The following is a 25,629-nucleotide window of genomic DNA, read 5'->3' on the forward strand; positions in this document are numbered from 1 at the left end:
AGTCCTCCAGAGGGGAGCGACGTGCGGCGTGATGCGGGCAGGGCAGGGGCGCGATGTGGCGCCAATGGCGCCAGACATGGCACCATCGCCCACCACACGCGCCCCTCACGGGCTGGTCGGCCACCCGGCCGGCCACCCCCGTGGAGCGCCCGCATGAGCCATAGTGACGCCATGCCGACGCCATCGCAAGTGATTTTGGCATCGAATGGCATCACGATGGCATCGCCTTGGCGTCACACCTCGGCCCCCAGTGCCGTACGCCGTTCGAAGACCTCGACGCGGGCCCGGTCCAGGGCCGTGGCAACGGCGCCCAGGAGCACGGCCTCCTCACCGAGCCGGCTCGGGGCGAGCGCGGGGCGCATCGGGCTGAGGTGGTGCAGGGCCTGGCCCAGGGGGTCGAGCAGCAGGTCGGCGCTGGCGCCGATGCCGCCGCCGAGGACGATCAGGTCCGGGTCGAGGACGGCCGACAGCACGGCCACGGCGTAGGCGAGTTGGCCGGCGGCACGATGGACGGCGGTGGCGGCCAGCGGGTCGCCGGAGCGGGCCGCGTCGAAGACCTCCTTGGCCGTCAGCGGGCCGGTCATGCCGAGGTCGAGGGCGGTGCGGACGACGGCGTCGGCCGCCGCGGCCTGCTCGATGGTGCCGCCCGGCGCGCCGTCGGGGCGCGGCGGGAGCGGGACGAGGCCCACCTCGCCCAGCGCGCCGTAGGCGCCGACCAGCGGCTCGCCGTCCTTGACCACCCCCACGCCCAGGCCGGTGCCGACGAGAACATAGGCGAACATCCGGCTGCCGCTCCCCCGGCCGGCGCCGAGCGTGTACTCGCCGTGCGCGGCGAGGTTCGCGTCGTTGCCGACGGTGATCGTGGTGGCCAGTCCGTCCGCTATCCGGTCGAACAGCCCGGGTCTGCCCCAGCCGGGCAGGCTGGTGGCGTACCGCACGCCGCGCCGCTGCTCGTCCCAGACCCCGGGCGTGCCGACCACCGCGTGCACGATGTCCGCCGCCGTCAGGCCTGCCTCGGCGGTGGCCCCGTGGGCGGCGGCCACCACCGCATCGGCGACCGCGTTCGCCGTCCGCCCCTTGTTGGGGATGTCGCGGCGGGCCACGATGTCCCCGGCGAGGTCGGCGACGGCGACCCGCAGCCGGGCCCGGCCGATGTCGACCCCGAGCACGTGTCCGGCGAGCGGGTCGGGCTCGTAGAGGACGGCGGCGCGCCCGCGCTCGGGTACGAACCGCCCGGCCTCGCGGGCCAGGCCGGCGTGTTCGAGGGCGGCCAGGGCGGCGGAGACGGTGGGCTTGGACAGGCCGGTGTCGCGGGCGAGTTGGGCACGGGAGGACGGACCGCCGAGGCGCAGCCGTTCGAGCAGCAGCCACTCGTTGTTGCTGCGCAACCGCTGCCGGTTCCACGGCTGCGCCGGCGCGGGGCCCGGCGGAACGGCGGTCGGCAGGTCGCGGCTCATCGGGTCCTCCGGTCTCGGGCACGGTCTCGGGCGGGCCCCGGGCGCGGTCCCGTGGCACGCCGGTCGACGTGCCCGGGCCCGGGGCACCAGCCAGTATGACCGGTCGTCACAACGCTCACCGGGGGGTTCCCACGCGCGATCCGATGATCGGAGCGGAGAGGTGTTCCACCGTTCCACCAGTTCCACCAGATGGTGTCCCGCCGCCCCCGCCCACCACCGGGACGTCAACCGCCGTCGCCCCCCGGTCCCTGGCCGAGCCGCACCCGGTGACGGGCGTTCACGCCCGCGCGGGCCCGGCAGCCGGCCGCGCCGCGTGACAGGTGCTCAGCGCCTCGTCTCGTACCTGGTCAGGATCACGCCGCAGGGAAGCGTCCGCGTCTCCACCAGGTTCAGGTTCACCCAGTTGTCCAGCGCGGTGAAGAACGGCGTGCCGCCGCCCACCAGGACCGGCGCGGTGGCCAGCACGTACTCGTCGATCAGCCCGGCCCGCATGGCCGCCCCGGCGAGCGTCGCGCCGCCGATGTCCATCGGGCCGCCGTCCTCGGCCTTGAGCCGGGTGATCTCGGCGACCGCGTCGCCGGTGACCAGGCGGGAGTTCCAGTCGACCTCGTCGATCGTCGAGGAGAACACCACCTTCGCCATGTCCCGCCAGCGGCGCGCGTACTCGATCTCCGCCGGGGTGGCGTCGGGCTGCTGGTCGCCGGTCGGCCAGTAGGAGCTCATCGTCTGCCACAGCCTGCGCCCGTACAGTGTCAGCTCGGTCGCCTGCAACCGGTCGGACCAGAACTGGAACAGCTCGTCGCTCGGCACGCTCCAGCCGATGTCGTCGCCGGGCGCGGCGATGAAGCCGTCCAGGGTGAGATTCATGCCGTAGATCAGTTTCCGCATGGCCCAACAATTCCGTGAGTCGGTCGCCGCGCGCCACCGATCGCCCGTCCGTCACGATGTCCGCGGGCTCACCGCATACCTGGCTCGGCAGCGGGAACGGACCCGCCTGGACCTGCCGGCCCGAAAAGGACGGGTCCCCCACACGGCGGACAGGCGGAACGGTCACGGCCGACGGGCGGGCGGAGTGCTGAACGGTCGGCCCGCTCCCGAGCCTGCCGGGAGGACCCCTCCTGACCTGCGGCTCCCCTTGCCACTCTCAACGTATAGCGCACGGGGGGTCTTGCCGCAAGGCCCCCGTTCTGGCGCACAATCGTCGACCTGAAGCCGGATCGAGCCCACTTGGGAGTTTTGCGCAGTGCATCAGCATGTGTCGGAAACCCGGATCGGAGCCGCTGCCATGACCGCCCTCACCACCAGCGCGTTCGACCTCCCCGACCGCCTCGCCGCCAAGGCCGACCCGGCGTTGGTCGCCCAGGACGAGCGGCACTTCGCCGCCGTCGCACAGAGCCTGGAGCGGGCGATCGCCGAAGTCTCCGACCGTCTCGACGCCGCCCGGCGGGCGCCGGGCGGTGCGGGCCGGGCCGCGATGGACCGGGACCTGGAGGTCCACCGCCTGACGGGCCGTCTGCGCGCGCTGCGCCGCTTCGGCCTGGACCTGTGCCTGGGGCGGATCGTCCCGGCGGACGGCGGCGGGCCGGTCTACGTCGGCCGCCTCGGCCTGACGGACAGCGAGGGCCGCCGGCTGCTGCTCGACTGGCGCTCGCCCGCCGCCGAGCCGTTCTTCGCCGCGACGCACGCCGACCCGATGGGCCTGGCCAGCCGCCGCCGCTACCGCTGGACGGACGGCCGGATCACCGACTACTGGGACGAGGTGTTCGCCGCCGAGGGCCTGGAGGGGCACGCCGCCCTCGACGACCAGTCGGCGTTCATCGCCACGCTCGGCGGCAACCGTTCGGCGCGGATGCGGGACGTGCTGGCCACCATCCAGGCGGACCAGGACGCCATCGTCCGGGCGGGCTCGCGCGGCGCGCTGGTCGTCGACGGCGGTCCCGGCACCGGCAAGACGGTGGTCGCCCTGCACCGCGCCGCCTACCTGCTCTACTCCGACCCGCGGCTCGGCCACCGCCGCGGCGGCCTGCTGTTCGTCGGCCCGCACCAGCCCTACCTGGACTACGTGTCCGACGTGCTGCCCAGCCTCGGCGAGGAGGGCGTGCGGACCTGCACGGTGCGCGACCTGGTCGCCGAGGGCGCGGTCGCGGCCGTCGAGAGCGACCCGGAGGTGGCGCGGCTGAAGTCCTCCGCGGAGATGGTGCGGGCGGTGGAGAAGGCCGTGCGGATCTACGAGGAGCCGCCGACCGGGGGGATGACCGTCGCGACGGACTGGGAGGACCTCTGGCTGAGCGCCGACGACTGGGCCGAGGCCTTCGAGGCGCCCGATCCGGGCACCCCGCACAACGAGGCGCGCGAGCAGGTCTGGGCGGAGCTGGCCGAGCTGCTGCTGGCCAAGCTGGACGGCGGCGAGGACATCCCGGTCGAGACCTTCCTGCGCTCGCTGCGGCGGGACGAGGAGCTGGTCGCCGCCCTGCACCGCGCCTGGCCGCTGCTGGAGGCCGCCGACGTGGTCGGCGACCTCTGGACGGTTCCCGCCTACCTGCGGCTGTGCGCCCCGTGGCTGGCCCCGGAGGAGGTGCGCCGGCTGCAACGCACCGAGGCGCAGGCCTGGACGGTGTCCGACCTGCCGGTCCTGGACGCCGCCCGGCACCGGCTCGGCGACCCGGAGGCCGCCCGCCGCAGGCGCCGCCAGGAGGTCGCGCTCGCCGCCGAGCGCGACCGGATGGCCGACGTCATCTCGGACATCCTCGCGGCCGACGACGACGGCGAGGGCGCGGTCACCATGCTGCGCGGCCAGGACCTGAAGGACACCCTGGTCGACGGGAGCTCGCTGCCCGCCGACGACCCGGACCGGCTGGCCGGCCCGTTCGCCCACATCGTGGTGGACGAGGCGCAGGAGCTGACCGACGCCGAGTGGCGGATGCTGCTGCAGCGCTGCCCGTCCCGCAGCTTCACCATCGTCGGGGACCGCGCCCAGGCCAGGGACGGCTTCGCCGAGTCCTGGCAGGAGCGCCTGGCACGGATCGGCCTGGACCGCACCGAGGTCGCCTCGCTGAGCGTCAACTACCGTACGCCGGAGGAGGTCATGGCGGAGGCCGAGCCGGTCATCCGGGCCGCCCTGCCGGACGCCAACGTGCCCACGTCGGTGCGCCGCAGCGGGGTGCCGGTCGGCCGCGGGACGGTCGCGGAGCTGGACGGCGTGCTCGGCGCCTGGCTGGACGCGCACGCCGAGGGCACGGCGTGCGTGGTCGGCGACGCGGCGTTCGCGGCGGAGTTCGAGGCGACGTGCCGCGCGGAGTTCCGCGGGACGTCCCGGATCCGGGCGCTCACGCCGGAGCTGGCGAAGGGGCTGGAGTTCGACCTGGTCGTGCTCGTCGACCCGGCGTCCTTCGGCGAGGGCGTCGCGGGCGCGGTCGACCGCTACGTCGCGATGACCCGGGCGACCCGTCAACTCGTCGTGCTCACCGGCGGTCGGGGCTGAGCCCGTAGCGCTCGACGAGGGCGGTGCCGATCGAGGCCAGGTGGTCCCGCACGCCCGGGGGGCCGGTCACCTCCAGCCATTCGACCAGCCCGGCGAGTTCGCCGGCGAGCGCGTACTCGTTGTAGCCGCGGATGACGACCTCGATGCGGCCGTCATCCGCGGCACCTCCCACGTCGAGCCGGGCGCCGAGCATCATGCGGAGCAGGCCCATGCCGTCGGGCGCGCACACCGCCTGGATCTCCAGGGGCGTCCGTCTGCGGTCGACCTCGTCGGCGATCTCGCGCCAGCTCTCGGCGAGGTCGAAGCCCTCGGGCCGGTGCACCGGGTCGCCTGTCGGGTCGGCGGACGACACCCGGTCGATCCGGAAGGTCCGCCGGCCGACCTCGGTGTCGGCGACGAGGTACCACCACGGGCCCTTGGCGACGATGCCCAGCGGGTGGACGGTTCTCCCGGTTCCGGCGCCGTCGCGGTCGACGTAGCCGAGCCGCAACTGGACGCCGCGGATCACCGCGTCCTGGAGTTCGTCCAGGAAACGAGGTGCCGGCCGGTGCTCGGCCCGGCTCGATCCCGATCCCCATCGCTGCGGGTCCGTCACCAACGACGAGGCCGCTGCCTCGGCCTGCACGCGGAAGGGCTCCGGCAGGGCCCGGACGAGTTTGCGCAGCGCCGCCTTCACGGCCGGCACCGCAGCCGAGGCGGGGCCGGCGACCAGGAACAGGGCGCGGGCCTCGTCGGCGGTCAACCCCGACAGGTCGGTGCGGGCGCCGCCCACCAGGCGCCAGCCACCGCCCCGGCCCTGCGTGGCGTACACGGGCACCCCCGCCATCGCCAGGGCGTCGAGGTCACGGCGGGCGGTGCGCTCGGAGACCTCCAGCTCCCGGGCGACCTCCGCCGCCGTCACCTGCTCGCGCCGTTGCAGCAGGAGAAGGACGGCCACCAGCCGGTCGGTTCGCATGCCGGAAAGACTTTCACGCGAAACCGGTCATGGGGTGACCGGTTTCGCCGGGCACGATGGCGCCATCACCTCACCGGCGAGCCCCACTGCGCACGGCAGTGCCGGTCCTCGGCCCACCGGGGGCGCGCCGACGAAAGGACGGAGCGGAAACACGATGTTCGATCCAGCGGACTTTCCCGAACCCACCACGGTTCCGGTCAACGGTGTGGAACTCGAAGTCTTCGAAGCGGGCCGGCAGAATGCCGGAAGGCCCGTCGTACTCTGTCACGGGTGGCCCGAGCACGCCTTCTCCTGGCGCCACCAGATTCCCGCCCTCGCCGCAGCGGGCTACCACGTCATCGCCCCGAACCAGCGCGGCTACGGCAACTCGTCCCGTCCGGCCGAAGTGACGGACTACGACATCGAGCACCTCGCGGGTGATCTCGTCGCGCTCCTCGACCACTACGGATACGAGGACGCCACCTTCGTCGGCCACGACTGGGGCGCATTCGTCGTCTGGGGACTGACCCTGCTGCACCCGAAGCGCGTGAACAGGCTGATAAACCTGAGCCTGCCCTACCCCGAGCGCGGGGAGAGGCCCTGGATCGAGTTCATGGAGGACGTCCTCGGCGGCGACTACTACTTCGTCCACTTCAATCGGCAACCGGGCGTCGCGGATGCCGTCTTCGAGGAGAACACGTTCCGGTTCCTTCGCAACCTGTACCGGAAGAACGAGCCTCCCAAGCAGCCGGGGCCGGGCATGGCACTGATCGATCTCGCCAGGGCGGAGACACCGCTCGGCGAGCCCGTCATGAGCGACGGCGAACTGGCCGTTCTCGTCTCCGCCTTCGAGTCGACGGGATTCACCGGCAGTATCAACTGGTACCGGAACCTCGACCGCAACTGGCGCTTGCTGGCGGACGTGGATCCGATCGTCCGGCAGCCCGCGCTCATGATCCACGGTGACCGGGACGTCGTCCAGAGGTCCGAGAGACTGGCGGACTTCGTTCCGGCTGTGGAAGTGGCCAGCCTGGACTGCGGCCACTGGATCCAGCAGGAGAAGCCCGAGGAGACCACCCGGATGATCCTGGGCTGGCTGGAACGACAGGACGCCGCCCTCGCCTGAGCCCTTCGAGCGGGCCGGCGGACTCTCCCTCCGGCCCGCTATCCGAAACCCGCCGACCGGTCAAGCACGCGATATCCCGTGGGCGTGCCGCGCCCGGGCGAGTGATCATGTACCAATGCGGTTCCGGCAGGGCGGAGGAGGAGAGGGCGGCACCCCGGCGGGCGCGGAGGACACGGCGCTCGCGGCGGCGGCCGCCGCGCTCTCCGCGCGGGCCGACGGGACTACCGACAGCGACGGCCCGGATCTGCCGGGTGAGCTGCTCGGCGCGCTGCCGGCCGGGGTTGCGCTGCTCGACGCGGAACTGCGCTGGGTGTACCTGAACGCGGCGTTCACCACGGTCACCGGCCTGCGCCGGGCCGACCTGCTGGGCCGGCCGACCGGGACGACGGCGTTCGCGGACGCCGTCGGCACGCTGCGCCGGGTCATGGACGACGGGCGGGACCGGGAGCAGGTCGCGGGCGGCCCGGACGGTCCGGGCGCACCCGTGCCGCCGGGCCTGCGGGTGCGCTACCGGCCGCTGACCGCCGAGGGCCGGGTCACCGGTGTGGTGGTCGTGCTGCTGGACGACCCCGACCCCGTCCAGGAGCTGCGGCGCGAACTCGCCCAGGCCCGGACGCGCCTCGCCCTCCTGGAGACCGCCGCCGAGCGGATCGGCACCACGCTGGACGTCGACACCACCTGCGCCGAGCTGGCCGCGTTCGCCGTCCCCCGGCTGGCCGAGCTGGCCACCGTCGACGTGCTGCCGCCGGACGCCGACGCCCGCACCGGCCGCACCCCGGGGCGGCGCTTCCACCGGGCCGCGCTCGTCTGCGCCGACGGGCTGCGCGCGGCCGTGGACCGGCTGCCCCGCCCGGGCGAGTCGGTGCGCCACCGGGAGGGTTCGGTCGCCGCCCGCGCGCTGGCCTCCGGGGTCGCCGTGCTGGTCGCGCCGGGCACCGCCGCGGAGCTGACCGGGGCGGCGCCCGACCCGGCGTCGGCGGTCGCCTACCGGGCCGCCGGGGTGACCTCGCTGCTGGTGGTCCCGCTGACCGCGCGCGGTCGGATGATCGGACTGCTGACGCTGGCCCGCACCGCTGCCTCCCCCGGCTTCGGCCCGGACGACGCGGTGCTGGTCGGCGACCTCGCCGCACGGGCCGCCACCGGCATCGACAACGCGCGCCGCTACAGCCGTTCCCAGGGCATCGCGCTCGACCTCCAGCGCGCCCTGCTCAGCGAGCCGGGCCACCCGCACCAGAACCTCGAACTCGCCTCCCGCTACCTGCCGTCCGGCAGCAGCTCGGTGGTCGGCGGCGACTGGTACGAGACCGTCCGACTGCCGTTCGGGCGGACGCTGCTGGTGATGGGCGATGTGATGGGCCACGGCGTCGAGGCGGCCGTCGACATGAGCAGCTACCGTGCGACCCTGCGCGACGTCGCCGAGACGGACCTGCCGCCGCACCGGATCCTGCGCCAGCTGGACACCGTCATCGCGGCCAACGAGTCCGCCCGGCCCGCCACCTGTCTGCTCGCCCTCGCCGACCCGGGCCGGGGCCGGTGGACCTTCTCCAGCGCGGGCCACCTCCCGCCCGCGCTGATCGCACCCGGCCGGCCCACCGAGCTGCTGCGGGTCCCGACCGGGCCGCCGCTCGGCACCGGTCTCGGCGGCTACCAGCAGTGCGACCGCGAGCTGCGGCCGGACGAGACCCTGCTGCTGTACACGGACGGCCTGGTGGAGCGGCGCGGCGAGGACATCGACGCCTCGCTCGCCCGCCTCGCCGCCCTGCGCCTGCCCGCCGCCGGAGCGCTGGACGACCTGCTGGACGCCGCCCTGCACGGCGTCGGCCCGGGCGTCGGCTGCCCGTCCGAGGACGACATCGCCGTCCTGGCGGCCCGGCCACGGCACCGGTCGTAGCGGTCAGGGGGGCCTGACCCTCCGCCCCCACCGTCGGTGCAGAGCGCGGTGGTGCCGGTCAGTTCGAGCAGCCGGGCCGGCCGACCCTTCACCCCGGTCAGCTCGGACCGGACGCTCCGGTCGTGTGCGCTCTTGAGCAGGCGCTCCACCGCGGCGTGGTCGGCGGGCTCCCGGTCGGGGGGCGTCGCGCCGCCGGGCACGTGCGCACGGACGGCCGGGGAGAGGTACTGCTCCTCCGCGACGGAGTGGCGCACCAGCTCGATCGTGAACTCGTCCACGACCTTGCGGCGGCGGTCCTCGCCCGGGGGCAGGTCCCGCAGCTCGTCCAACAGTTCCGCCACCTCGCGGTGGTCGGCCGTCGGTTCCGCGATCACGTTTCCGCCGTGCCCCATGGCGTCCGCACCGTCCTCCGTGTCGACCGGGCGGCGATCCGGCGGACCGCACCGCCGATGGTGGGGTACCGGCCGCGGACCCGCCGTCACCCTCGTCGCCCGCCGCCGTCCGCCGGGGCTCAGAGCCCGGCCAGGGCCTGCTCCAGGTCGGCCCGGATGTCCTCGGGGTGCTCGATGCCCGCGGCGATCCGGACGGTGCCCGGGCCGATGCCGGCGGCGGTCAACTCCTCGTCGGACAACTGGCGGTGGGAGGTGCTGGCCGGGTGCAGGACCAGGGTGTGCACGCCGCCCAGCGAGGGCGCGAGCGAGGCGAGGCGGACCGCGCCGACGAAGGTGCGGGCGGCCTCCCGCCCGCCGGCCAGGTCGACGGCGAACACCCCGCCCTGGCCGTCCGGCAGCAGCCGGCGGGCCAGCTCGTGGTCGGGGTGGCCGGGCAGGCCCGGGTGGTGCACGGCGGCGACCGCCGGATGGGCGGCGAGCCGGCCGGCCAGGTCGAGCGCGGTCTCGTTGTGCCGGCGGATCCGCAGGCCCAGGGTCTGCATCCCGCGCAGGGTCAGCCAGGCGGCGAACGGGTCCAGCGTCGCGCCCTGTTCCACGGCGTGGTGCCAGACGCGGTGGTGCAGCTCCGCGTCGGCGAAGACGGCGAGGCCGGCCATGACGTCGGAGTGGCCGCCGAGGTACTTGGTGGCGGAGTGGATCACGATGTCGGCGCCGTGCTCGATCGGGCGGCAGAGCAGCGGCGTGGGGAAGGTGTTGTCCACCACGCTCAGCACCCCGGCCGCGCGGGCCACGCCGATCAGCGCCGGCAGGTCGGCGATGCGCGCGGTGGGGTTGGAGACGGTCTCCAGGTACAGCAGGCGGGTGGTCGGCCGCAGCGCGGCGCGCACCTCCTCCGGGTCGTCACCGCCCACCAGGGTGACGTCGACGCCCCAGCGGTCCGCGAGGTCGGAGAACGTCGCGAACGTGCCGCCGTAAAGGCTCCGCTGGGCGATCACGTGGGCGCCGGAGCGGAGCAGCGCGAGCAGCACGGTGCTGATCACGCCCATACCGGAGGAGGCGGCCAGCGCCCCGCTGCCGCCCTCCAGGTCGGCCACCGCGCGCTCCAGCGAGCGGACCGTCGGGTTGCCGAACCTGCTGTAGTGGAACGCCCCTTCCGGCCCGGCGAAGGCGTCCGCGAGCGCGTCGCTGTCGGGGAAGGCGAAGATGTGGCCCTGGTGCAGCGGCACGCCCAGCGGGCGGCTGCCGGTCACCTCCTCGACGGGCGGGTGGACGATCCGGCTCTCGGGGCGCAGCCCGTGGTGGTAGTCGCTCATGCCGCCCATGCTGGCCTGCTGCGTCGGGAGCGGAACAGGTCCAATCCGACTCCGGTGGACCTGGAATCGGCAGCGGGCCGGTCAGTGGCCTTCGTCTTCGGACCGGACCGCCCGGCGCCGCCGCCAGAGCGCGAACGGGACGACCGCGGCCACCGCGGCGGCGCCCGGCACCGACGGTTCGACCGGCCACTCGCCGCCCGGGGCCGCGCCGCCCGACGCCAGGCCCTGCTTTTCGAAGGTGTCCGGCACCGGCAGGGTGTCCCAGCGCAACACCGGCCAGGCGACCACGAACGCCCGGCCGACCACGTTCTTCACCGGGACGAACCCGCCGCCCGGTTCCCTGACGTGGTAGCGGGAGTCACGCGAGTCGTTGCGGTGGTCACCCATCACCCACAGGTGGTCCTCGGGGACGGTCACCAGGCCCGCCGGTACGTCGTCGCAGGGCGTCGCGCCCGGGTACAGGTACGGCTCGTCCAGCGCCACCCCGTTGACCTTCACCGGGCCGCCCTGTCGGCACTCCACGGTGTCTCCGCCGATCGCGATCACCCGCTTGATCAGGTCCTTCTCGTCGTCGGACGGCAGCAGGCCCACGGCGCCGAGCACGGTGCGGAAGCCCTCGACGACGGCGTTGCCCTTCTTCCGGGGGACGTTGTCCAGCCAGCCGCCCGGGTCCTTGAAGACCACCACCTCGCCGCGGGACGGCTCGGCGCCGAACCACGGGGTGAACTTGTCGACCAGGACGCGGTCGTCCTTCTCCAGCGTGTGCTGCATCGAGCCGGAGGGGATGGAGAAGGCCTGGACGAAGAAGGTCTTGATGCCCAGGGAGAGCAGCAGGGCGACACCGATCAGGATCGGCAGCTCCTGCCAGAGCGGGCGCTTCTTCTTCCCCTTCTTCCCCTTCTTCTCCGCCTTTCCGCTCCGGCCGTCGCCGTCGCCTTCCGCCTCCGCGGTGGCGGTGGTCACGCTTCCGGCCGCGGTCCCGGTCGCCCCGGTCGGCCCGCCCGGCTCCGGAACAGCGGGACCGGGACCGGTGGGACCGGCAGGACCTCCCGTACCGGCCGCCGCACCACTCCCCGCCGAACCCGCGCTCTCCTCCATGCTCATCCCTGGCCCCCTCCGGACGGCCCGGCGGGGCCCCGCCGCGGGACCCCCCGTTGTCAGCTAACGAACGATGGTTCCCGCCGACCCGTCAGAACGTACACCCGCCGCCCGAACGGCGCCCGGCTTCACGGCACCGCCCTGCACCGTCCCGCCGCCGAGCATGATCCGCGCGACCAGCTCACGACGGCTGGCCACCCCCGCCTTGGCGAACACCGACTTCAGGTGGTCCTGCACGGTGTACGGCTTCATCGCCAGCAGCCGTGAGACGTCCCGGGTGTCGTACCCGCGCACCAGCAGCAGCGCCACCTCCTGCTCGCGCGCCGTCAGCCCGTACGCGGAGAGGTAGAGCGGCATCGCGTCGGCGGGCGTCGCCGGAGCCGCCACCACCGTCACCTCGCCCTCGCTGCCGCCCTTCAGGGCCGAGCCGTGCAGCACGTACCAGCGGCCCGCGGAGTCCTGCACCCGGACCTTCGACTGCGGCACGGCCTGGCCGCGGGCCACCCGGCGGGCCTGTTCGGCGGCCACCGCGAACGCCGTCGGCACCCCGAGCGAGGTCCGGCTCGGGTCGGCCAGACGGCCGAGCAGTTCCTCCGCCGGGCCGGAGAGCGCGAGCGGCCGGTTCGCCGGACCGAGCACCACCACGGCCGGGCCCTCCTCCCTGCCCTCGCCCCCGGAGAGCGGCGGCACGTGGCAGGCGCGCAGGGCGTTGCCCAGGTGACGGGCGGCGAGGTCCGCGAACTCGCGCTGCTGGGCCAGGTACGGCCCCCGGTCGGCCGCCCGCATGAACGCCGCGCAGCCCCACATCCCGCCGTGCGCGTCGAACACCGCCCGCAGCTCGTCACCGAAGCCGCCCGGACCGATCAGCTCGCGGAACCGCGCGCTGCCGGCCAGTTGCCCCTTGGTCGCCCGGCTGAGCGTCTCCGCGCGCACGCCGCTGCGGCGGATCGCCGGGAAGGTCGTCACATCGTCCGCCCACACCTCCAGGCGCACCGCGTCCTCGAACCCCGACAGGCTGAGGTCGTCGCTCAGCACCGAGGTCACCAACCCGGTCGCCGGGTCCGCCGAGTGCCAGCAGACCGCGTCGTACCCCAGCAGCGCACGCAGCAGTTCGTCGGCCCTGCGGAACACCTCCTCCGCCGTCAGCCCGGCTCCGGCGAGCTCCCGCAGCCCCTCGATCGCCTGCTGCGCCGCCGCCCCACGTGCCCCGCGTGATCCCATGGCCCGGAAGTTAGCAGCCGCACCGACCACCGGCCCATGCCCCGGCAGACGGATCCGCCCTCCGCCTCCGGACGGTCCGGCAGTGCCTGCCCTCATCCTCGCGAACGTCCCGCAGAGTCCTCAAGTCGGCTACTCGCTCGACTCCCTGACCTTCCGTCATCTCCCATCGACCCGAACCCCACTTCGCAGAACTTCTTTTGCAGAACTTCTTCTGCGAAGTGCCCGGGGGCGGATATCCTCCCCGCATGCTCGACGACGGACAGCGGCGCACGCTCGACCCCGAGCACGACACCGCCGCCTTCAAGGCCCTCACCCACCCGCTACGGATCCGCCTGCTCGGCCTGCTGCGCCAGGACGGCCCGGCCACCGCGAGCGAACTCGCCGCACGGACCGGCGAGTCCTCCGGCACCACCAGCTACCACCTGCGCGTCCTCGCCAAGTACGCCTTCGTCGCGGAGGCCGAGCACCGCGACGCGCGCGAACGCCGCTGGCGCGCGGTGCACCTGATCACCTCCTGGGACGCCCGGGCGGTGAGTGCCACACCGGAGAGCCGGGCCTTCGTCGAGTTCTCCCGGCGCGAACAGGTCGACCACCTCGCCCGCTCGCTCGCCCGGCACGAGGAGGACGTCGCCTCGGGCCGGCTCGACGGGACGTGGGCGGCGACCGCCGGCATCGACGACCTGGTGCTGCGCCTCTCCCCGGACTCACTGGCCGAACTGCGCGCACTCGTCCACCGGCGGGCCCTCGAACTGGCCGAGCGCGACCAGGACGCCCCCGGCACCGAGCAGGTCGTCCTGGTCACCGCCGCGATACCGCTCGCCGCGCCCGGCGGTGCCGGATGAGCGGGCCCGCTCCCGAGGGCGCCGCCCGTCGCGCCTACCTGACGGTCACGCTGCTCTTCTGGTTCCCGATCGGGCTTGCCACCGCGCCACTGGTCCTGCTCCTCACCGAGCGCGGGCTCGGCCTGGGCGCCGTGGCGAGCCTGTTCGCCGTGCACTCGCTCACCACCGCCGCACTGGAGCTGCCCACCGGCGGACTCTCCGACGTGATCGGACGGCGGCCGGTGCTGGCCGCCGCCGGGCTGCTCGACCTCGCCGCCTTCACACTGCTCGCGCTCGGCGACGCCTACGGGGTGCTGCTGCTCGGCATGGCGCTGATGGGCGCCGGCCGGGCGCTGGCCAGCGGGCCCGCCGAGGCCTGGTACGTGGACACCGTCCGTGCCCAGGCCGGACCGGACGCCGATCTGCGGCCGGGACTCGCCCGGGGCAGCGCCACCGGCTCACTCGCCCTCGCGGCCGGCACCCTGCTCGGCGGAGCGCTGCCGTGGCTGCTGTCCGACGTGGACGGCCTGGACGGCGCCGTACCGCCGCTCTCGGTGCCGGCGCTGCTGGCCGCGGTCGTCGAACTCGCCTTCATCGTCCAGGTCCGGGCGGCACTCACCGAGCCGAAGCGCCCGCCGACCGCCCTTCGCACCGTGCTCCGCAGCGTGCCCGTCACCGTGCTGACGGGGCTGCGCCTGGGCCGGCGCGACGCGGTGGTCCGCCGGGTCCTGCTGACCGCCGCCGCCACCGGGGCGGGGCTGGGCACCGTCGAACTGCTCACCCCCGGCCGGGCCGCCGAACTGACCGGCGCCGCCGAGTCCGGCGCGGGCGTCGTCGGCGCGCTGAGCTGCGTCGGCTTCCTCTGCTCCGCCCTCGGGGCCCGGCTCGCCCCCGGCGTGGCCGCCCGCTCCCCCGGCGGGCGGGCCGTGCTGCTCGGCCTGGCCGCCGGCGCCGCCGGGGTCCTGCTGCTCGCCACCACCGCCCGCGCCGCCGGCCCGGCCGCCGCCACCGCGGCCGCGTTCGGCTACGGCCTCACCTACCTCGGCCTGGGCACGGCCGGCCCGGACCAGAACGCCCGGCTCCACCGAAGCGTCCCCGCCGAGACCCGGGCCACCGCCCTCTCCGTCCAGTCCCTCGCCCTCCAACTCTGCGGTGCCCTGGCCGGCCTCGCCCTCGCCGTCCTCCCACCCGGCCCACCCCGCTGGCTCCTCGGCGCCACCGCCCTCGCCACCGCAGCCCTCCTCTGGACGGCCCGGCGCCCGAAGGCCGCCCCGACCGGCCGTCAGAGCCAGTCGCGGCGCTTGAAGACCAGGTAGAGGCTGGTGCAGACCAGGGCCATCAGGGCGATCGCGAAGGGGTAGCCGAAGGCCCAGTGGAGTTCCGGCATCGTGTCGAAGTTCATGCCGTAGACGGTGCCGATCAGGGTGGGGGCGAAGAGGATGGCGGCCCAGGAGGAGATCTTCTTGATCTCGTCGTTCTGGGCGTGGCCGGCCTCGGCGAGCTGCTTCATCTCCTCGTTCTGCCGCTGGGACACCAGGGTGGCGTTGACGGTGAGGATGTTCTGGAGCATCTGGCGGAAGCCGTCGACCCGCTCGGCGGCGTAGGTGGCGTGGTCGGCGACGTCGCGCAGGTAGCGCTGGAGCTCCTCGTCGGTGCCGTACTTGCCGAAGCCTGCCTCCAGGCTCTTCATGATCTCCAGCAGCGGCCGGGTGGCGCGCTGGAACTCGATGACCTCGCGGGAGAGTTCGTAGATGCGCCGGGACACCTGCGGGTCGCCGCCGAAGACCTCGGTCTCGATCTCGTCGATGTCGTGCTGGAGGCCCGCGATGACCGGGGCGTAGCCGTCGACGACGGCGTCGAGGACGGCGTAGAGCACGGCCTCGGGGCCGAGGGCGAGCAGGTCCGGGTCGGCCTCCAGACGGCTGCGGACGGCGGAGAGGTCGGGGGCCTGGGAGTGGCGGACGGTGAGGACGAAGTCCGGGCCGACGAAGAGGTGGATCTCGCCGAAGTCGACCTCCTCCACGTCGTCCAGGTAGCGGGCGGCGCGCAGCACGACGAAGAGGGTGTCGCCGTAGCGCTCCAGCTTGGGACGCTGGTGGGCGACGATGGCGTCCTCGACGGCCAGTTCGTGCAGGTTGAACCGCTCCGCGGCCTCCAGCAGCTGGGCCTCGGCGGGGCGGTAGAGCCCGATCCAGGCCATGGTGCCGGGCTTGCCGGGCAGCTCGCGGTAGAGGTCGGCCAGGTTGGCGGACGACTGCACGCGGTGTCCGTCGCGGTAGACGGCCGCGTCGACGACGGAGCGCTCCAGGCTCACGTGCTCGACCGGCTGGTCCGGGCGCGGGTCCATCGAGTGCTCGGGGGCCGGTTCGGCGGGTGCGCCGCCGACCGGGGTGACGGGACGGGTGAAGGGACGCTTGCTCGCGCGCACGGCGCGCACACGCCAGTCGGACATGGTGGGGTACCTCCGCTGTTCGGGGGCCGCCGCAGCCGGGAACGCGGTGGTTCGCGGCGCGGGGCGGGCGGGAGGCGCCCGGCCGTCCTCCACCGCGCACGGCTCCCGGGCCGTCGCGCGGCCGCGCCGGGGTCAGCGGCGGGCGGAGCGGCGGCGGGGGTCGGGAGCGGTACGGGAGGAGGGGTGCCGGGTGCCAGGAGGAGTGGGGGACGTCCTGGGGCGGGGCCGACTTCGACCCGGACTACTACTGCACTCCACTGCTCTCACCTCCTCGCCGTCGGGGCGCCCGCGCGGGGTCGCCGTAACCGGGCCACCAGGAGGCTCCACACGCCGGACGGACGCGCACGGGCACCGTCACGGCGGGTGGGCACCCCTGATCTCGTCAGAGCTTTGGCACGCCACGGCGTAGCGCCCCGGCCTCCCGGGGTGCAGCCACTTGGGGTCACCCCTTAGGCCGGGGAGACCTGTCCTGACCCTGGGCGTCTCTCGACGTCGTGGGGTCAGTGGCCTGTGTCCGTGGCGACGCCTCACCGAACGAGGTGCCTTCACAACCTCCACGAGTCTAGTACCCGCCGGAGGGTCCCTTCGACCGGGGGTGGGGCGGCTTTCCGCCGCCGGGCGGGCGTTCCGGCGCCCGTCCTTCGTGACCCGGCGTCAACTGGCGGGCGGCCGGGGCGCCTCGCCCGCGAGGTGGGCGGCGACGTACGGCACGGCGACCGCCTCCAGCGCGCCGGGCGAGCCGTACGCCGGGTGGACGTTGACCTCGAAGACCACGCCGCCGCTCTCCGCCGCGAGGTCGACGGCGGCGAACGGCAGCCCGACCGCCCCGGTCGCGGCCACCGCGAGCTCCGCCAGCCCGGCGGGCAGCTCCGCCTCCGGGAGCGGGGTGGAGACGGCGCCGCGGGCGAGGTTGCACGGCTCGTCCGGGTCGTCCTGCACGTGTTCGACGGCCCGGACGACCCGTCCTTCGAGCACGGTCACCCGGTACTGGTGGCGCCGGCCGTCCGCGGTGAAGTTGCGGGCGTCCTGCGCGAGCAGCCAGTCGGTGCCGGCCCGCGCGTAGCAGTCGGCGGCCTCGGCGAGCAGGGCGCGGGTGGTGACGTGGAAGACGTCCTGCCCGCTCATGCCGACGGCGGGGCGGGTCCAGACGTCGCCGCCGAGGCGGTCGAACACCTCGGCCGCCTCGGCGGCGGTGGGCCGGGAGACCGCGACCGTGGGCATCTGGCGGATGCCGTCGCGGGCGAAGCGCTCGACGGCGAGCCGCTTGTCGGTGGCCGTCCGCCAGCCGTCGACGGCGGTGCCGAGCGAGTGGACGCCGTGCGCGCGCAGGGCGCGCTGGCAGTCGGCGAGCTCCAGCCGCCGGCCCGGCGGTATCTCGTACAGCAGCACCGTCCGGGCGGTCACGGCGAGGCCCTCGGCGGGGACCTCCAGGACGACGCCGTCGCCGCCGCCGCGCACCCGGCCCCCGCCCGCCGGGCCGCCCGGGCCGCCGCTCATGAAGTGCCGCGCGTCGAGCAGCACCGGCGCGCGTCCGGTGAGCCGCAGCACGGCGGTGGCCAGCGCCTCCCGGCTGCCTTCGTCCGAGCTGTGATCGGTCATCAGAACGAGCTCGCTACGCCCCATGGAGCCATGGAACATGGCGCGGACATGCCCAGGCAAGGGATTCCGGGAACTCCGGGGGAACTGCTCCGGACAAGGCGCGGGCCGGCACTCCGATCGAGTGGATGGCGTTGCCTCCGGCCGCCCCGGGATGTGTGCTCGAAGGACTCCGTTCCGTCACCGGCCAGGGAGAGACATGCGCATCCGAACAGGCCTCACGGCCGCCGCTCTGGCCGTGGCCGGCGTTCTCGCCACCGCCGGCGGGGCCGTTGCCGACGAGTTCGACGTCCAGTTCGGCCAGAACTTCGACGTCCCGCTCCCGCAGGGCGCCTGCGACACCGCCGACGTACTCGCCATCCCCATCAACCTCGTCCCGAACGCCAACGCCACGTGCGACAGCGGCGGGTGACCTGATCACCGCCCCCGGGCTCCGCCCGGGGCGACGACCGGCCCCTCCGGCGGCCTCGGGCGCGAAAACCGGATGCGCCCACCGGCCACCACGGGCTAACCTCGGCGCCATGTCGACGCCCCGTATCTCCTAGCTGACGGACCCGCCTCCACGCCACCCGTGTGTCCGTTCGCTGTTACGGAGCGTCATCCCCTTGATCACCACCCGTGGTGTCGACGTGCGCGTCGCCGCCCGCCTGCTGCTGTCCGACCTCACCCTCCACATCGCCCCCGGCGACCGCATCGGCCTGGTCGGCCGCAACGGCGCCGGCAAGACCACCCTGCTCGCCACCCTCGCCGGCCGGCTGCGCCCCGCCGCCGGGACCGTCACCCGTACCGGCCCGGTCGGCTACCTCGCCCAGGACTCGCGCGCCGCGGACCCGGCCGTCACCGTCACCGGGCGGATCCTGTCCGCGCGCGGCCTGGACACCGCCGTCCAGGACCTGCGCGCCGCCGAGCACGCCATGGCCACCGCCGACCCCCACGACCAGCGCGCGCAGCGCCGGGCCATGGCCGCCTACACCCGGGCCGAGGCCGAGTTCCAGGCCCGCGGCGGCTACCCGGCGGAGGCCGAGGCAGCGCGGGTCGCGGCCGGCGTCGGCCTGTCCGGCCCGGTGCTGGACAGCCCCCTCGGCGCGCTCTCCGGCGGCCAGCGCCGTCGGGTCGAACTGGCCCGGATCCTCTTCGCCGACCATGCCACCCTGCTGCTCGACGAGCCCACCAACCACCTCGACGCGGACGCCGTCGCCTGGCTGCGCGGCTACCTGGCCGGCTACCCGGGCGGGCTGGTGCTGATCAGCCACGACGTGCCACTGCTGGCCGGCACCGTCAACCGGGTCTTCCACCTCGACCCGCAGCGCGCCACCGTCGACGTCCACAACACCGGCTGGGACGCCTACCTGGCCCAGCGCGCGGCCGACGAGCGCCGCCGCGCCCGAGAGCGGGCCAACGCCGAACGCAAGGCCGCCGCCCTGCACGCCCAGGCCGACCGGATGCGGGCCAACGTGGCGACCGCCGTCACCGCCCGCTCGATGGCCCGCCGCGCCGACCGGATGCTCGCCGCGCTCGAACCCGTCCGCCAGGCCGAGCGCACCGCCCGCATCCGGCTGCCCGAGCCGGCGCCCTGCGGCCGGATGCCGCTCGGCGCGGTCGGCCTCGCCAAGTCGTACGGCGGGCGGGCCGTGCTCGACGGGCTCGATCTCGCCGTCGACCGGGGCAGCCGGCTCGTCGTGCTCGGCCCCAACGGGGCGGGCAAGACCACGCTGCTGCGGATGCTGGCCGGCCGGGAAGCCCCGGACGCGGGGCGCGTCGTGCCCGGGCCCGGACTGCGGCTCGGCTACTTCGCGCAGGAGCACGACACCATCGATCCGGGCCGCACCGTCCGGGAGAACCTCGCCGCGGCCGCCCCCGGGCTCACCGACGGCGACGTGCGGCACGTGCTCGGCGCGTTCCTGTTCCGGGGCGACGACGCCGACAAACCGGCCGGGGTGCTGTCCGGCGGCGAGAAGACCAGGCTCGCCCTGGCCGGGCTGGTCCACTCGGGCGCCAACGTCCTGCTGCTCGACGAGCCCACCAACAACCTCGACCCGGCCTCACGGGCCGAGGTCCTGGCGGCCGTGGGCGGGTACCCCGGCGCGATCGTGCTGGTCACCCACGATCCCGGGGCGGTCGAGGCGCTGCGGCCGGACCGGGTCCTGCTGCTGCCCGGCGGGGACGAGGACCTGTGGAGCGAGGACTACCTCGGCCTGGTCGCCGAGGGCGAGGTGTTCTGAGCCGTCAGGGCCTGCGCGCCTCGATGAGGAACCGGGCGGAGTGGGCGGTGAACGGCCCCTCCGCCCGGATCAGGGCGTCCAGCTCGCGCAGCCGCTCCCAGTAGGCCTCGACGGTGAAGCCCGGCACCATCCAGATCACCTTGCGCAGGAACCAGACCACCGCGCCGATGTCCAGGAACTCGACCCGGAGCCGCTCGGAGCGCAGCTCGACCACCTCAAGCCCGGCGGCCCGGGCGGCCTCCGCCGCTTCCTCCGGCCGCCGGGCCCGGCGCGCCTCCGGCTGGGGCCCGAGGAAGAACTCGACCAGTTCGAACACCGAGGCCGGCCCGACGTGCTGGGCCAGGTAGCTGCCGCCGGGGCGCAGCACCCGGGCGATCTCCGCCCACCAGACGGTCACCGGGTGACGGCTGGTCACCAGGTCGAACGCGCCGTCGGCGAAGGGCAGCGGAGGCTGGTCCCCGTCCGCCGCCACGACCGCGCCGAGCGGGTGGAGCAGGGCGGTCGCCCTCGCCAGGTTCGGCGGCCACGCCTCGGTGGCGGCCATCGTCCGGGGGAAGCGGTCGGCCACACCGGCGAGCACCTCGCCGCCGCCGGTCTGGACGTCGAGCGCCGCCGAGGCCTGCGACAGCCGCTGCCCCAGGAGGCGCTGGTAGCCCCAGGACGGGCGCTCCTCGGTGGCCCGGCCGTCCAGCCAGGAGAAGCCCCAGCCGTCGACCGGGGCCTCGGCCGCCTCGTCCACCAGTTCCTCGAACGTGCGCTCCATGCCGCCCATCCTGCCCCGTCCGGCTCCGGCGCGCCCTACAGCTGTGCGGCGATCAGCTCGTTGCCGTAGAGGTCCTGGAAGTGCAACGACCGGCCCGGCCCGCCGTCCGGCGCGCCGGGCCGGGTGGGCACGCCGGACTCCGTCAGCCGGGCCGCCACCCGGTCGAGGTCGTCCGTGTAGAGCACCAGCAGCGGCATGCCGCCCGTCTGGCGCCCCACCGCCGCCCGCGCGTCCGCCGACTCCGCCGGCATCAGCCACAGCCCCGCCGTCGCCCCCGGCTCGCCCATCGGGCCGACGTGCAGCAGCCGGTAGCCGTCGAGGTCCCCGTCGAAGAGCACGGTGAAGCCGAGCACGTCCCCGTAGAAGGCGAGCGCCGCCTCGGCGTCCTCGACCAGCACCACCGTCCGGCCGACCGCCGTGAACAACCCTGCCGTCACGCCCTGTTCGTCATCCATGCCGCGACGGTAGACCACCCCACCGACACTCGGCGGCGTGCCCGCGTCCGGGCGGTCACCCTGGACGCCTCCGCTACGCCCGCGTCCCCCTGGCGAGCCGCCGGAGAGGACCGGACGCCCCGCCGGGTTCCCTGCCACGATCCCCACCCGTCCCGCCCGTCGAGCGGCGACCAGCCACACGGCAGCGACGGCACGGTGAGCCCCGGGCGGTCGCTCCGGTCGGCGGCGGGACCCTGCGGCCTCGCGTTCGACGCCTCGAACGGCGTACCCGGGTCCGTGGCGGACTCCGTCGGACCCGTGTCGGCGCACAGAACGGAACCCCACCCATGCCGGGCGTGGCCAACACCCCGGATCAACCAGCCCACGGCCCAACTCCCCCCATCGCACGCACAGTACGACCGCCGCGACGACACGGTGCGCCCGGGCGATCGCACCGGCCGACGACGGACACACCACCTCGCCCTCGACGCCTCGGCAGGCAAGCCGCTCGCTCGGCACGCCCCGACGCCTGGCCGGAGCCCACCGGAATGTGGCGGCCACAGGAAGGGAACCCCACCCATGCCAGCCACAGCCGACACCCGGACCCAACCAGCCCATGGCCCCACCCCCACCGCACACACGACGCAACCGCCCCGACAACGGTGACGACACAACGCGCCCGGGCGATCGCACCGACCGACGACGGACACACCACCTCGCCCTCGACGCGGAACGTATATCGGTCCACAGAACGCGACCCCACCCGTGCCAGCCACACCGAACCGGCCCATGGCCCCACGCCCGGCGGCATCATCACCTCCCGGAGCCGGGCGGCGCACGGCTCAGGCAGCCGCCACCGCCTCCCACCCGGCCCGTCGGGCGGCGACCGTCCAGGCGGCGGTGACGGCGCCGTGTGCCTGGGCGGTCGCCTCGGCGGTGTCGGCCGGGAGGTGCAGTGGGGTGCCGAGGTGGACGTGGAGGGTGGGGCGGCGGACGGGGGCGGTGGCCAGGCCGGCGAGTTGCTTGAGCGGACCGCCGGAGGTGATCCGGCGGGACCCGGCCTGGCCGAGCGGGACGACCGGCGCACCGGTGGCCCGCGCCAGCCGGGCCAGGCCGCTGCGGAACGGGCCGGGCGGCAGTTCCCCGGAGTCGCGGCGGCGCGGCAGCCCACCCTCGCCGTAGATCAGCACGACCCGTCCGGCCGCCAGTGCCTCGGCCGCCGCGTCGAGCGACTCCGCCGCCCGCGCGGTGCCCCGGTGGACGGCGATGTGGCCTTCCCGGCGCAGCGCCGGTCCGAGCAGCGGGATCCGCCACAGCCCGGCGGTGGCCAGGACGACCGGCCGGGCACCGAGCCGGTGCAGGGCGGCCAGGACGACGGCGGGGTCCGCGAGCGAGGTGTGGTTGGCCGCGACGATGCTGCCCGGCGCGGGGCTGCCGGTGTCGGCGGTGACGTCCAGGCGCCCGAAGGCGGGCAGGAGCAGGGTGGCGGCGCGGCTCAGCATGGCGGTGGTGTGGGTCCTCTGTGACGGTGGTCCGGGTCTGCGGGTCCTGTCGGCCAGTCTGCGCGGGTCGGCCGGGCGGCGCCTGAGTACTCGTACTCAGCCGGGTGCGGGTACCGATTCGCGTTCGAGGGCGCGGCCCGGACACTGCCGGTCGCCGATCACGGCCAGTCCCGGCGAGGGCCGACGAGGTCGGGCCCGGTGTGCAGGGAAGCAGGTGTCGCACGCGCCCGCAGATGAAGCCTCATGACCAACGGCGGTCACGAGGCGTCCAGTCGGGCGCCACAACCGTCCTCGGAATCCCCGCTGCATCTGGACGCGACGGGCGTTCGCCGCGCGGCGGACGGTCGTCGCGTCTAGGCTCGTCCGGATGAGGCGACGACTGGATGTGATCGATCAGGCCCTGTTCCAGCGGATCGCCGTGGCCCGCCGCCCGTTCGGTGCCGGGTCGCGGGTCGGGCCGTGGCTGCGCGGGCTGAGCCGCGCCGCCGACCACGGGGTGCTGTGGTTCGGCGCGGCCGCCGTGCTCGGGGCGGTCGGTGGGCGGGCCGGGCGACGGGCGGCGCTGCGCGGGGTCGGTTCGCTGGCCCTGGCCTCCTCGGCTGCCAACATCGCCGCCAAGCAGCTCACCCGCCGGCCGCGTCCGCGGCTCGACCCGGTGCCGGCCGCCCGGCGGTTGCTCCGCCAGCCGATCACCACCTCCTTCCCCTCCGGGCACTTGGCCACCGCTGCCGCCTTCGCCACGGCGGTGGCGATCGAATCGCCTGCGGCGGCGGCCGTGGTGGCACCGGTCGCGCTGGCGGTCGGGTTCTCCCGGGTCTACACCGGGGCGCACTACCCGGGCGACGTGCTGGCGGGGTTCGCGCTCGGTTCGGCGCTCGCGACGCTCACCCTCCGGTGGTGGCCCCGCTCCTCCGACGTGCCGCCCCCGGCCGCACCGCCGCGACGGCCGGCTCCGGCGCTGGCCGAGGGGGCGGGGCTGTCCGTCGTGGTCAACTCCGGCTCGGGCAGCGGCGCGCTGGCGGCCGACGGCCCCGAGGACACCGCCGCCGCGCTGCGCGAGCTGCTGCCCCGGGCCGACGTCCGGATCTGCGGGCCCGGGGACGACCTGCCGGCCCTGCTCACCGAGGCCGCCGACCGCGCCGCGGCCGCCGGCGGCGCGCTCGGGGTCTGCGGGGGCGACGGCAGCGTCAACCTGGCCGCCGGGCTGGCCGTCGAGCGGGGCCTGCCGCTCGCGGTCTTCCCCGGCGGCACGCTCAACCACTTCGCGATGGACCTCGGCATCGACGGCATCGAGGCGACCGCGGCCGCCGTGACCGCCGGGCGGGCCTGCGGGGTGGACCTCGGGCTGGCCGCCGACGACACCGAGCGGCGGTACTTCCTCAACACGTTCAGCCTGGGCGTCTACCCGGAACTGGTCCGGGTGCGCGAGGAGTTCGAGGCCAGGCTGGGCAAGTGGCCGGCGCTCGCGGTGGCCACGGCCCGGGTCCTGGCGACCGCCGAACCGGTCACCGTCCGCGCCGCCGGGCGCGACCGCCGGCTCTGGCTGCTGTTCGCCGGCAACGGCGCCTACGACCCGCCCGGCTTCGCCCCGACCCACCGCACCGGGCTCGCCGACGGCCTGCTGGACGTCCGAGTGGTCGACGGCGGACAACCGTTCGCCCGGACCCGGCTCGCCGCCGCGTTCCTGTCCGGCACGCTCGCCGGTTCCCGGGTCTACCACGCCGCCCGGATCCGGGCCCTCGACCTGGAGGACCTGGGCGACGCGGACCGGATCGCCGTCGACGGCGAGTCCGTGCCCGCCACCGGTGCGCTCCGACTGGCCAAGTCCCACCGGGCGCTGACCGTCTACCGGCCCGGGACGGACTGAACCGGAGAGCGCCGGAAACGCCGGGGACGGGCCGTTCACGCCTCGGTAGCGTGACCGCATGAGCGAACCGACCCGCCCGACCGCCGCGCCCGTCCCCGGGGCCGTCGACTCCCTCACCCGCTTCTACGACCAACTGGCCGCCGACTACCACCTGGTGTACGCCGACTGGGAGGCGAGCGTGGCCCGGCAGGGCGCGAGCCTCGACGCGCTGCTCCGTGCCCGGCTCGGCGACGCGCCGGCGGACGTCCTCGACTGCGCCTGCGGCATCGGCACCCAGGCGCTCGGGCTCGCCGCTCTCGGCCACCGGGTCACCGGCACCGACCTCAGTCCGGCGGCCGTCGCCCGGGCGGCTCGGGAGGCCGCCGCGCGCGGTGTGCGCCTTCCGGTCGCGGCCGCCGACATGCGCCGGCTCCCTTGCGCCGACGGGCGGTTCGACGCCGTGGTGTGCGCCGACAACGCGCTGCCGCACCTGCTCACCGCCGAGGACGTGCGCGCCGCGTTCGCCGAACTGCACCGGGTGCTGCGCCCCGGCGGCCTGTTGCTGCTCTCCACCCGCCCGTACGACGAACTCCGGCGCACCCGGCCGACGTCGACGGCGCCGCAGGTGTCGGCGGACGGCGGTCGGCGGACCGTCACCTTCCAGTTGTGGCACTGGCACGAGGACGGCGAGCGCTACGACCTGGAGCACTTCCGGCTCGCCCAGTGGGACGCCCGGGCCGGCGGGGACGGCGGGTGCGGGGACGGCGAGGAGTGGGACGGCGAGGAGTGGGGGCCGGTGAGCGTGCGCCGTGCGTCCTACTGGGCGCTCACCCGGGACCGGCTCAGCGGGTTCGCCACCGAGGCGGGCTTCGCCGCGGTGGAGTGGCTGCCGCCCGCCGTCACCGGCTTCTTCCAGCCGCTCCTGCTCGCCCGTGCCGCTCGCCCGGCCCGGTAGCTCCGGCACTTCCCGCCACGTAACGACGGACCGGGCCTGGCGACACGCAGGTCCACCCGTCCGGGTGACATTCCAGCCTTTGACGCGACAGCGGTCCCTAGGGTTCGAAGCACCGTTGGTTCACG

Annotated in this window: 20 protein-coding genes, 1 pseudogene and 1 riboswitch; of the genes and pseudogenes, 9 read left to right on the forward strand and 12 right to left on the reverse strand. The window is 75.0% G+C overall.

From position 1 onward, the window contains the following. Nucleotides 1-233: 233 nt before the first annotated feature. Together ACFU74_RS01180 and ACFU74_RS01185 are read right to left on the reverse strand one after the other, a co-directional pair. Nucleotides 234-1,457: an ROK family transcriptional regulator gene (locus tag ACFU74_RS01180; RefSeq protein WP_380749787.1), complete on the reverse strand. Its 1,224-nt coding sequence runs from the start codon at nucleotides 1,455-1,457 to the stop codon at nucleotides 234-236. A gap of 324 nt (nucleotides 1,458-1,781) precedes the next feature. Beyond that, the gene (locus tag ACFU74_RS01185) at nucleotides 1,782-2,345 is read right to left on the reverse strand and encodes a dihydrofolate reductase family protein (RefSeq protein WP_380749790.1); all 564 of its coding nucleotides are present in this window, start codon (nucleotides 2,343-2,345) and stop codon (nucleotides 1,782-1,784) included. A gap of 397 nt (nucleotides 2,346-2,742) precedes the next feature. On the opposite strand from ACFU74_RS01185, the gene helR reads away from it, so the two are divergent. Further along, the gene (helR, locus tag ACFU74_RS01190) at nucleotides 2,743-4,938 is read left to right on the forward strand and encodes an RNA polymerase recycling motor ATPase HelR (protein WP_380749793.1); all 2,196 of its coding nucleotides are present in this window, start codon (nucleotides 2,743-2,745) and stop codon (nucleotides 4,936-4,938) included. Here helR and ACFU74_RS01195 read toward each other — a convergent pair. Further along, nucleotides 4,919-5,893, reverse strand: a complete 975-nt coding sequence (locus tag ACFU74_RS01195) for a helix-turn-helix transcriptional regulator (protein ID WP_380749795.1) — start codon at nucleotides 5,891-5,893, stop codon at nucleotides 4,919-4,921. The genes helR and ACFU74_RS01195 overlap by 20 nt on opposite strands. Before the next feature lie 154 nt (nucleotides 5,894-6,047). Here ACFU74_RS01195 and ACFU74_RS01200 point away from each other — a divergent pair, with 154 nt between their 5' ends. After that, entirely contained in the window at nucleotides 6,048-6,998 is a 951-nt protein-coding gene (locus tag ACFU74_RS01200) for an alpha/beta fold hydrolase (protein WP_380749797.1), read from the forward strand. A gap of 115 nt (nucleotides 6,999-7,113) precedes the next feature. Continuing rightward, a complete protein-coding gene (locus ACFU74_RS01205) occupies nucleotides 7,114-8,889 on the forward strand; it encodes a SpoIIE family protein phosphatase (RefSeq protein WP_380749800.1) in 1,776 nt (591 codons plus the stop codon). 119 nt (nucleotides 8,890-9,008) lie between these two features. On the opposite strand, the pseudogene ACFU74_RS01210 reads toward ACFU74_RS01205, so the two are convergent. The 4 genes and pseudogenes from ACFU74_RS01210 to ACFU74_RS01225 all read right to left on the reverse strand — a co-directional run. After that, nucleotides 9,009-9,281: pseudogene (locus ACFU74_RS01210) on the reverse strand (hemerythrin domain-containing protein); the annotation flags it as partial. A gap of 119 nt (nucleotides 9,282-9,400) precedes the next feature. Continuing rightward, the gene (locus ACFU74_RS01215; protein WP_380749802.1) at nucleotides 9,401-10,594 is read right to left on the reverse strand and encodes a trans-sulfuration enzyme family protein; all 1,194 of its coding nucleotides are present in this window, start codon (nucleotides 10,592-10,594) and stop codon (nucleotides 9,401-9,403) included. Nucleotides 10,595-10,675: 81 nt separating this feature from the next. Beyond that, on the reverse strand, nucleotides 10,676-11,557 hold the full coding sequence (lepB, locus tag ACFU74_RS01220; RefSeq protein ID WP_380749804.1) for a signal peptidase I: 882 nt from the start codon (nucleotides 11,555-11,557) through the stop codon (nucleotides 10,676-10,678). Nucleotides 11,558-11,755: 198 nt separating this feature from the next. Beyond that, complete coding sequence (locus ACFU74_RS01225) at nucleotides 11,756-12,913, reverse strand: helix-turn-helix transcriptional regulator (RefSeq protein ID WP_380749807.1); 1,158 nt, start codon at nucleotides 12,911-12,913, stop codon at nucleotides 11,756-11,758. Nucleotides 12,914-13,158: 245 nt separating this feature from the next. Between ACFU74_RS01225 and ACFU74_RS01230 the strand changes: the two genes are divergently transcribed. Then, complete coding sequence (locus ACFU74_RS01230) at nucleotides 13,159-13,755, forward strand: helix-turn-helix domain-containing protein (protein WP_380749809.1); 597 nt, start codon at nucleotides 13,159-13,161, stop codon at nucleotides 13,753-13,755. Further along, nucleotides 13,752-15,050 carry an MFS transporter gene (locus tag ACFU74_RS01235; RefSeq protein WP_380749812.1) on the forward strand — a complete coding sequence of 433 codons (1,299 nt, stop codon included), beginning with the start codon at nucleotides 13,752-13,754 and terminating at the stop codon, nucleotides 15,048-15,050. The genes ACFU74_RS01230 and ACFU74_RS01235 overlap by 4 nt, the downstream gene beginning before the upstream one ends. Here the strand turns inward: ACFU74_RS01235 and ACFU74_RS01240 are convergent. Together ACFU74_RS01240 and ACFU74_RS01245 are read right to left on the reverse strand one after the other, a co-directional pair. Beyond that, nucleotides 15,017-16,186: a magnesium and cobalt transport protein CorA gene (locus ACFU74_RS01240; protein ID WP_380749814.1), complete on the reverse strand. Its 1,170-nt coding sequence runs from the start codon at nucleotides 16,184-16,186 to the stop codon at nucleotides 15,017-15,019. The genes ACFU74_RS01235 and ACFU74_RS01240 overlap by 34 nt on opposite strands. Nucleotides 16,187-16,550: 364 nt before the next feature. After that, nucleotides 16,551-16,732, reverse strand: a riboswitch (M-box (ykoK) riboswitch). A 108-nt stretch (nucleotides 16,733-16,840) separates the two neighbouring features. Next, a complete protein-coding gene (locus tag ACFU74_RS01245; RefSeq protein WP_380749817.1) occupies nucleotides 16,841-17,785 on the reverse strand; it encodes a RimK family alpha-L-glutamate ligase in 945 nt (314 codons plus the stop codon). Nucleotides 17,786-17,981: 196 nt separating this feature from the next. Here ACFU74_RS01245 and ACFU74_RS01250 point away from each other — a divergent pair, with 196 nt between their 5' ends. After that, entirely contained in the window at nucleotides 17,982-18,194 is a 213-nt protein-coding gene (locus tag ACFU74_RS01250; RefSeq protein WP_380749820.1) for a hypothetical protein, read from the forward strand. A gap of 193 nt (nucleotides 18,195-18,387) precedes the next feature. After that, complete coding sequence (locus ACFU74_RS01255; RefSeq protein ID WP_380749823.1) at nucleotides 18,388-20,004, forward strand: ABC-F family ATP-binding cassette domain-containing protein; 1,617 nt, start codon at nucleotides 18,388-18,390, stop codon at nucleotides 20,002-20,004. A gap of 4 nt (nucleotides 20,005-20,008) precedes the next feature. Here the strand turns inward: ACFU74_RS01255 and ACFU74_RS01260 are convergent, their stop codons facing one another. The 3 genes from ACFU74_RS01260 to ACFU74_RS01270 all read right to left on the reverse strand — a co-directional run bounded on the left by ACFU74_RS01260 (nucleotide 20,009) and on the right by ACFU74_RS01270 (nucleotide 22,703). Next, nucleotides 20,009-20,767: a class I SAM-dependent methyltransferase gene (locus ACFU74_RS01260; RefSeq protein WP_380749826.1), complete on the reverse strand. Its 759-nt coding sequence runs from the start codon at nucleotides 20,765-20,767 to the stop codon at nucleotides 20,009-20,011. A gap of 35 nt (nucleotides 20,768-20,802) precedes the next feature. After that, complete coding sequence (locus tag ACFU74_RS01265) at nucleotides 20,803-21,222, reverse strand: VOC family protein (RefSeq protein ID WP_380749829.1); 420 nt, start codon at nucleotides 21,220-21,222, stop codon at nucleotides 20,803-20,805. A gap of 821 nt (nucleotides 21,223-22,043) precedes the next feature. Continuing rightward, the gene (locus tag ACFU74_RS01270) at nucleotides 22,044-22,703 is read right to left on the reverse strand and encodes a lysophospholipid acyltransferase family protein (RefSeq protein WP_380749832.1); all 660 of its coding nucleotides are present in this window, start codon (nucleotides 22,701-22,703) and stop codon (nucleotides 22,044-22,046) included. Between the two features lie 367 nt (nucleotides 22,704-23,070). Here ACFU74_RS01270 and ACFU74_RS01275 point away from each other — a divergent pair, with 367 nt between their 5' ends. Next, nucleotides 23,071-24,570 carry a bifunctional phosphatase PAP2/diacylglycerol kinase family protein gene (locus ACFU74_RS01275; RefSeq protein WP_380749835.1) on the forward strand — a complete coding sequence of 500 codons (1,500 nt, stop codon included), beginning with the start codon at nucleotides 23,071-23,073 and terminating at the stop codon, nucleotides 24,568-24,570. A gap of 58 nt (nucleotides 24,571-24,628) precedes the next feature. Then, nucleotides 24,629-25,504, forward strand: a complete 876-nt coding sequence (locus ACFU74_RS01280; protein ID WP_380749838.1) for a class I SAM-dependent methyltransferase — start codon at nucleotides 24,629-24,631, stop codon at nucleotides 25,502-25,504. Nucleotides 25,505-25,629: the final 125 nt, after the last annotated feature.

It is taken from the genome of Kitasatospora sp. NPDC057500 (assembly GCF_042802195.1).
GTDB lineage: Bacteria > Actinomycetota > Actinomycetes > Streptomycetales > Streptomycetaceae > Kitasatospora.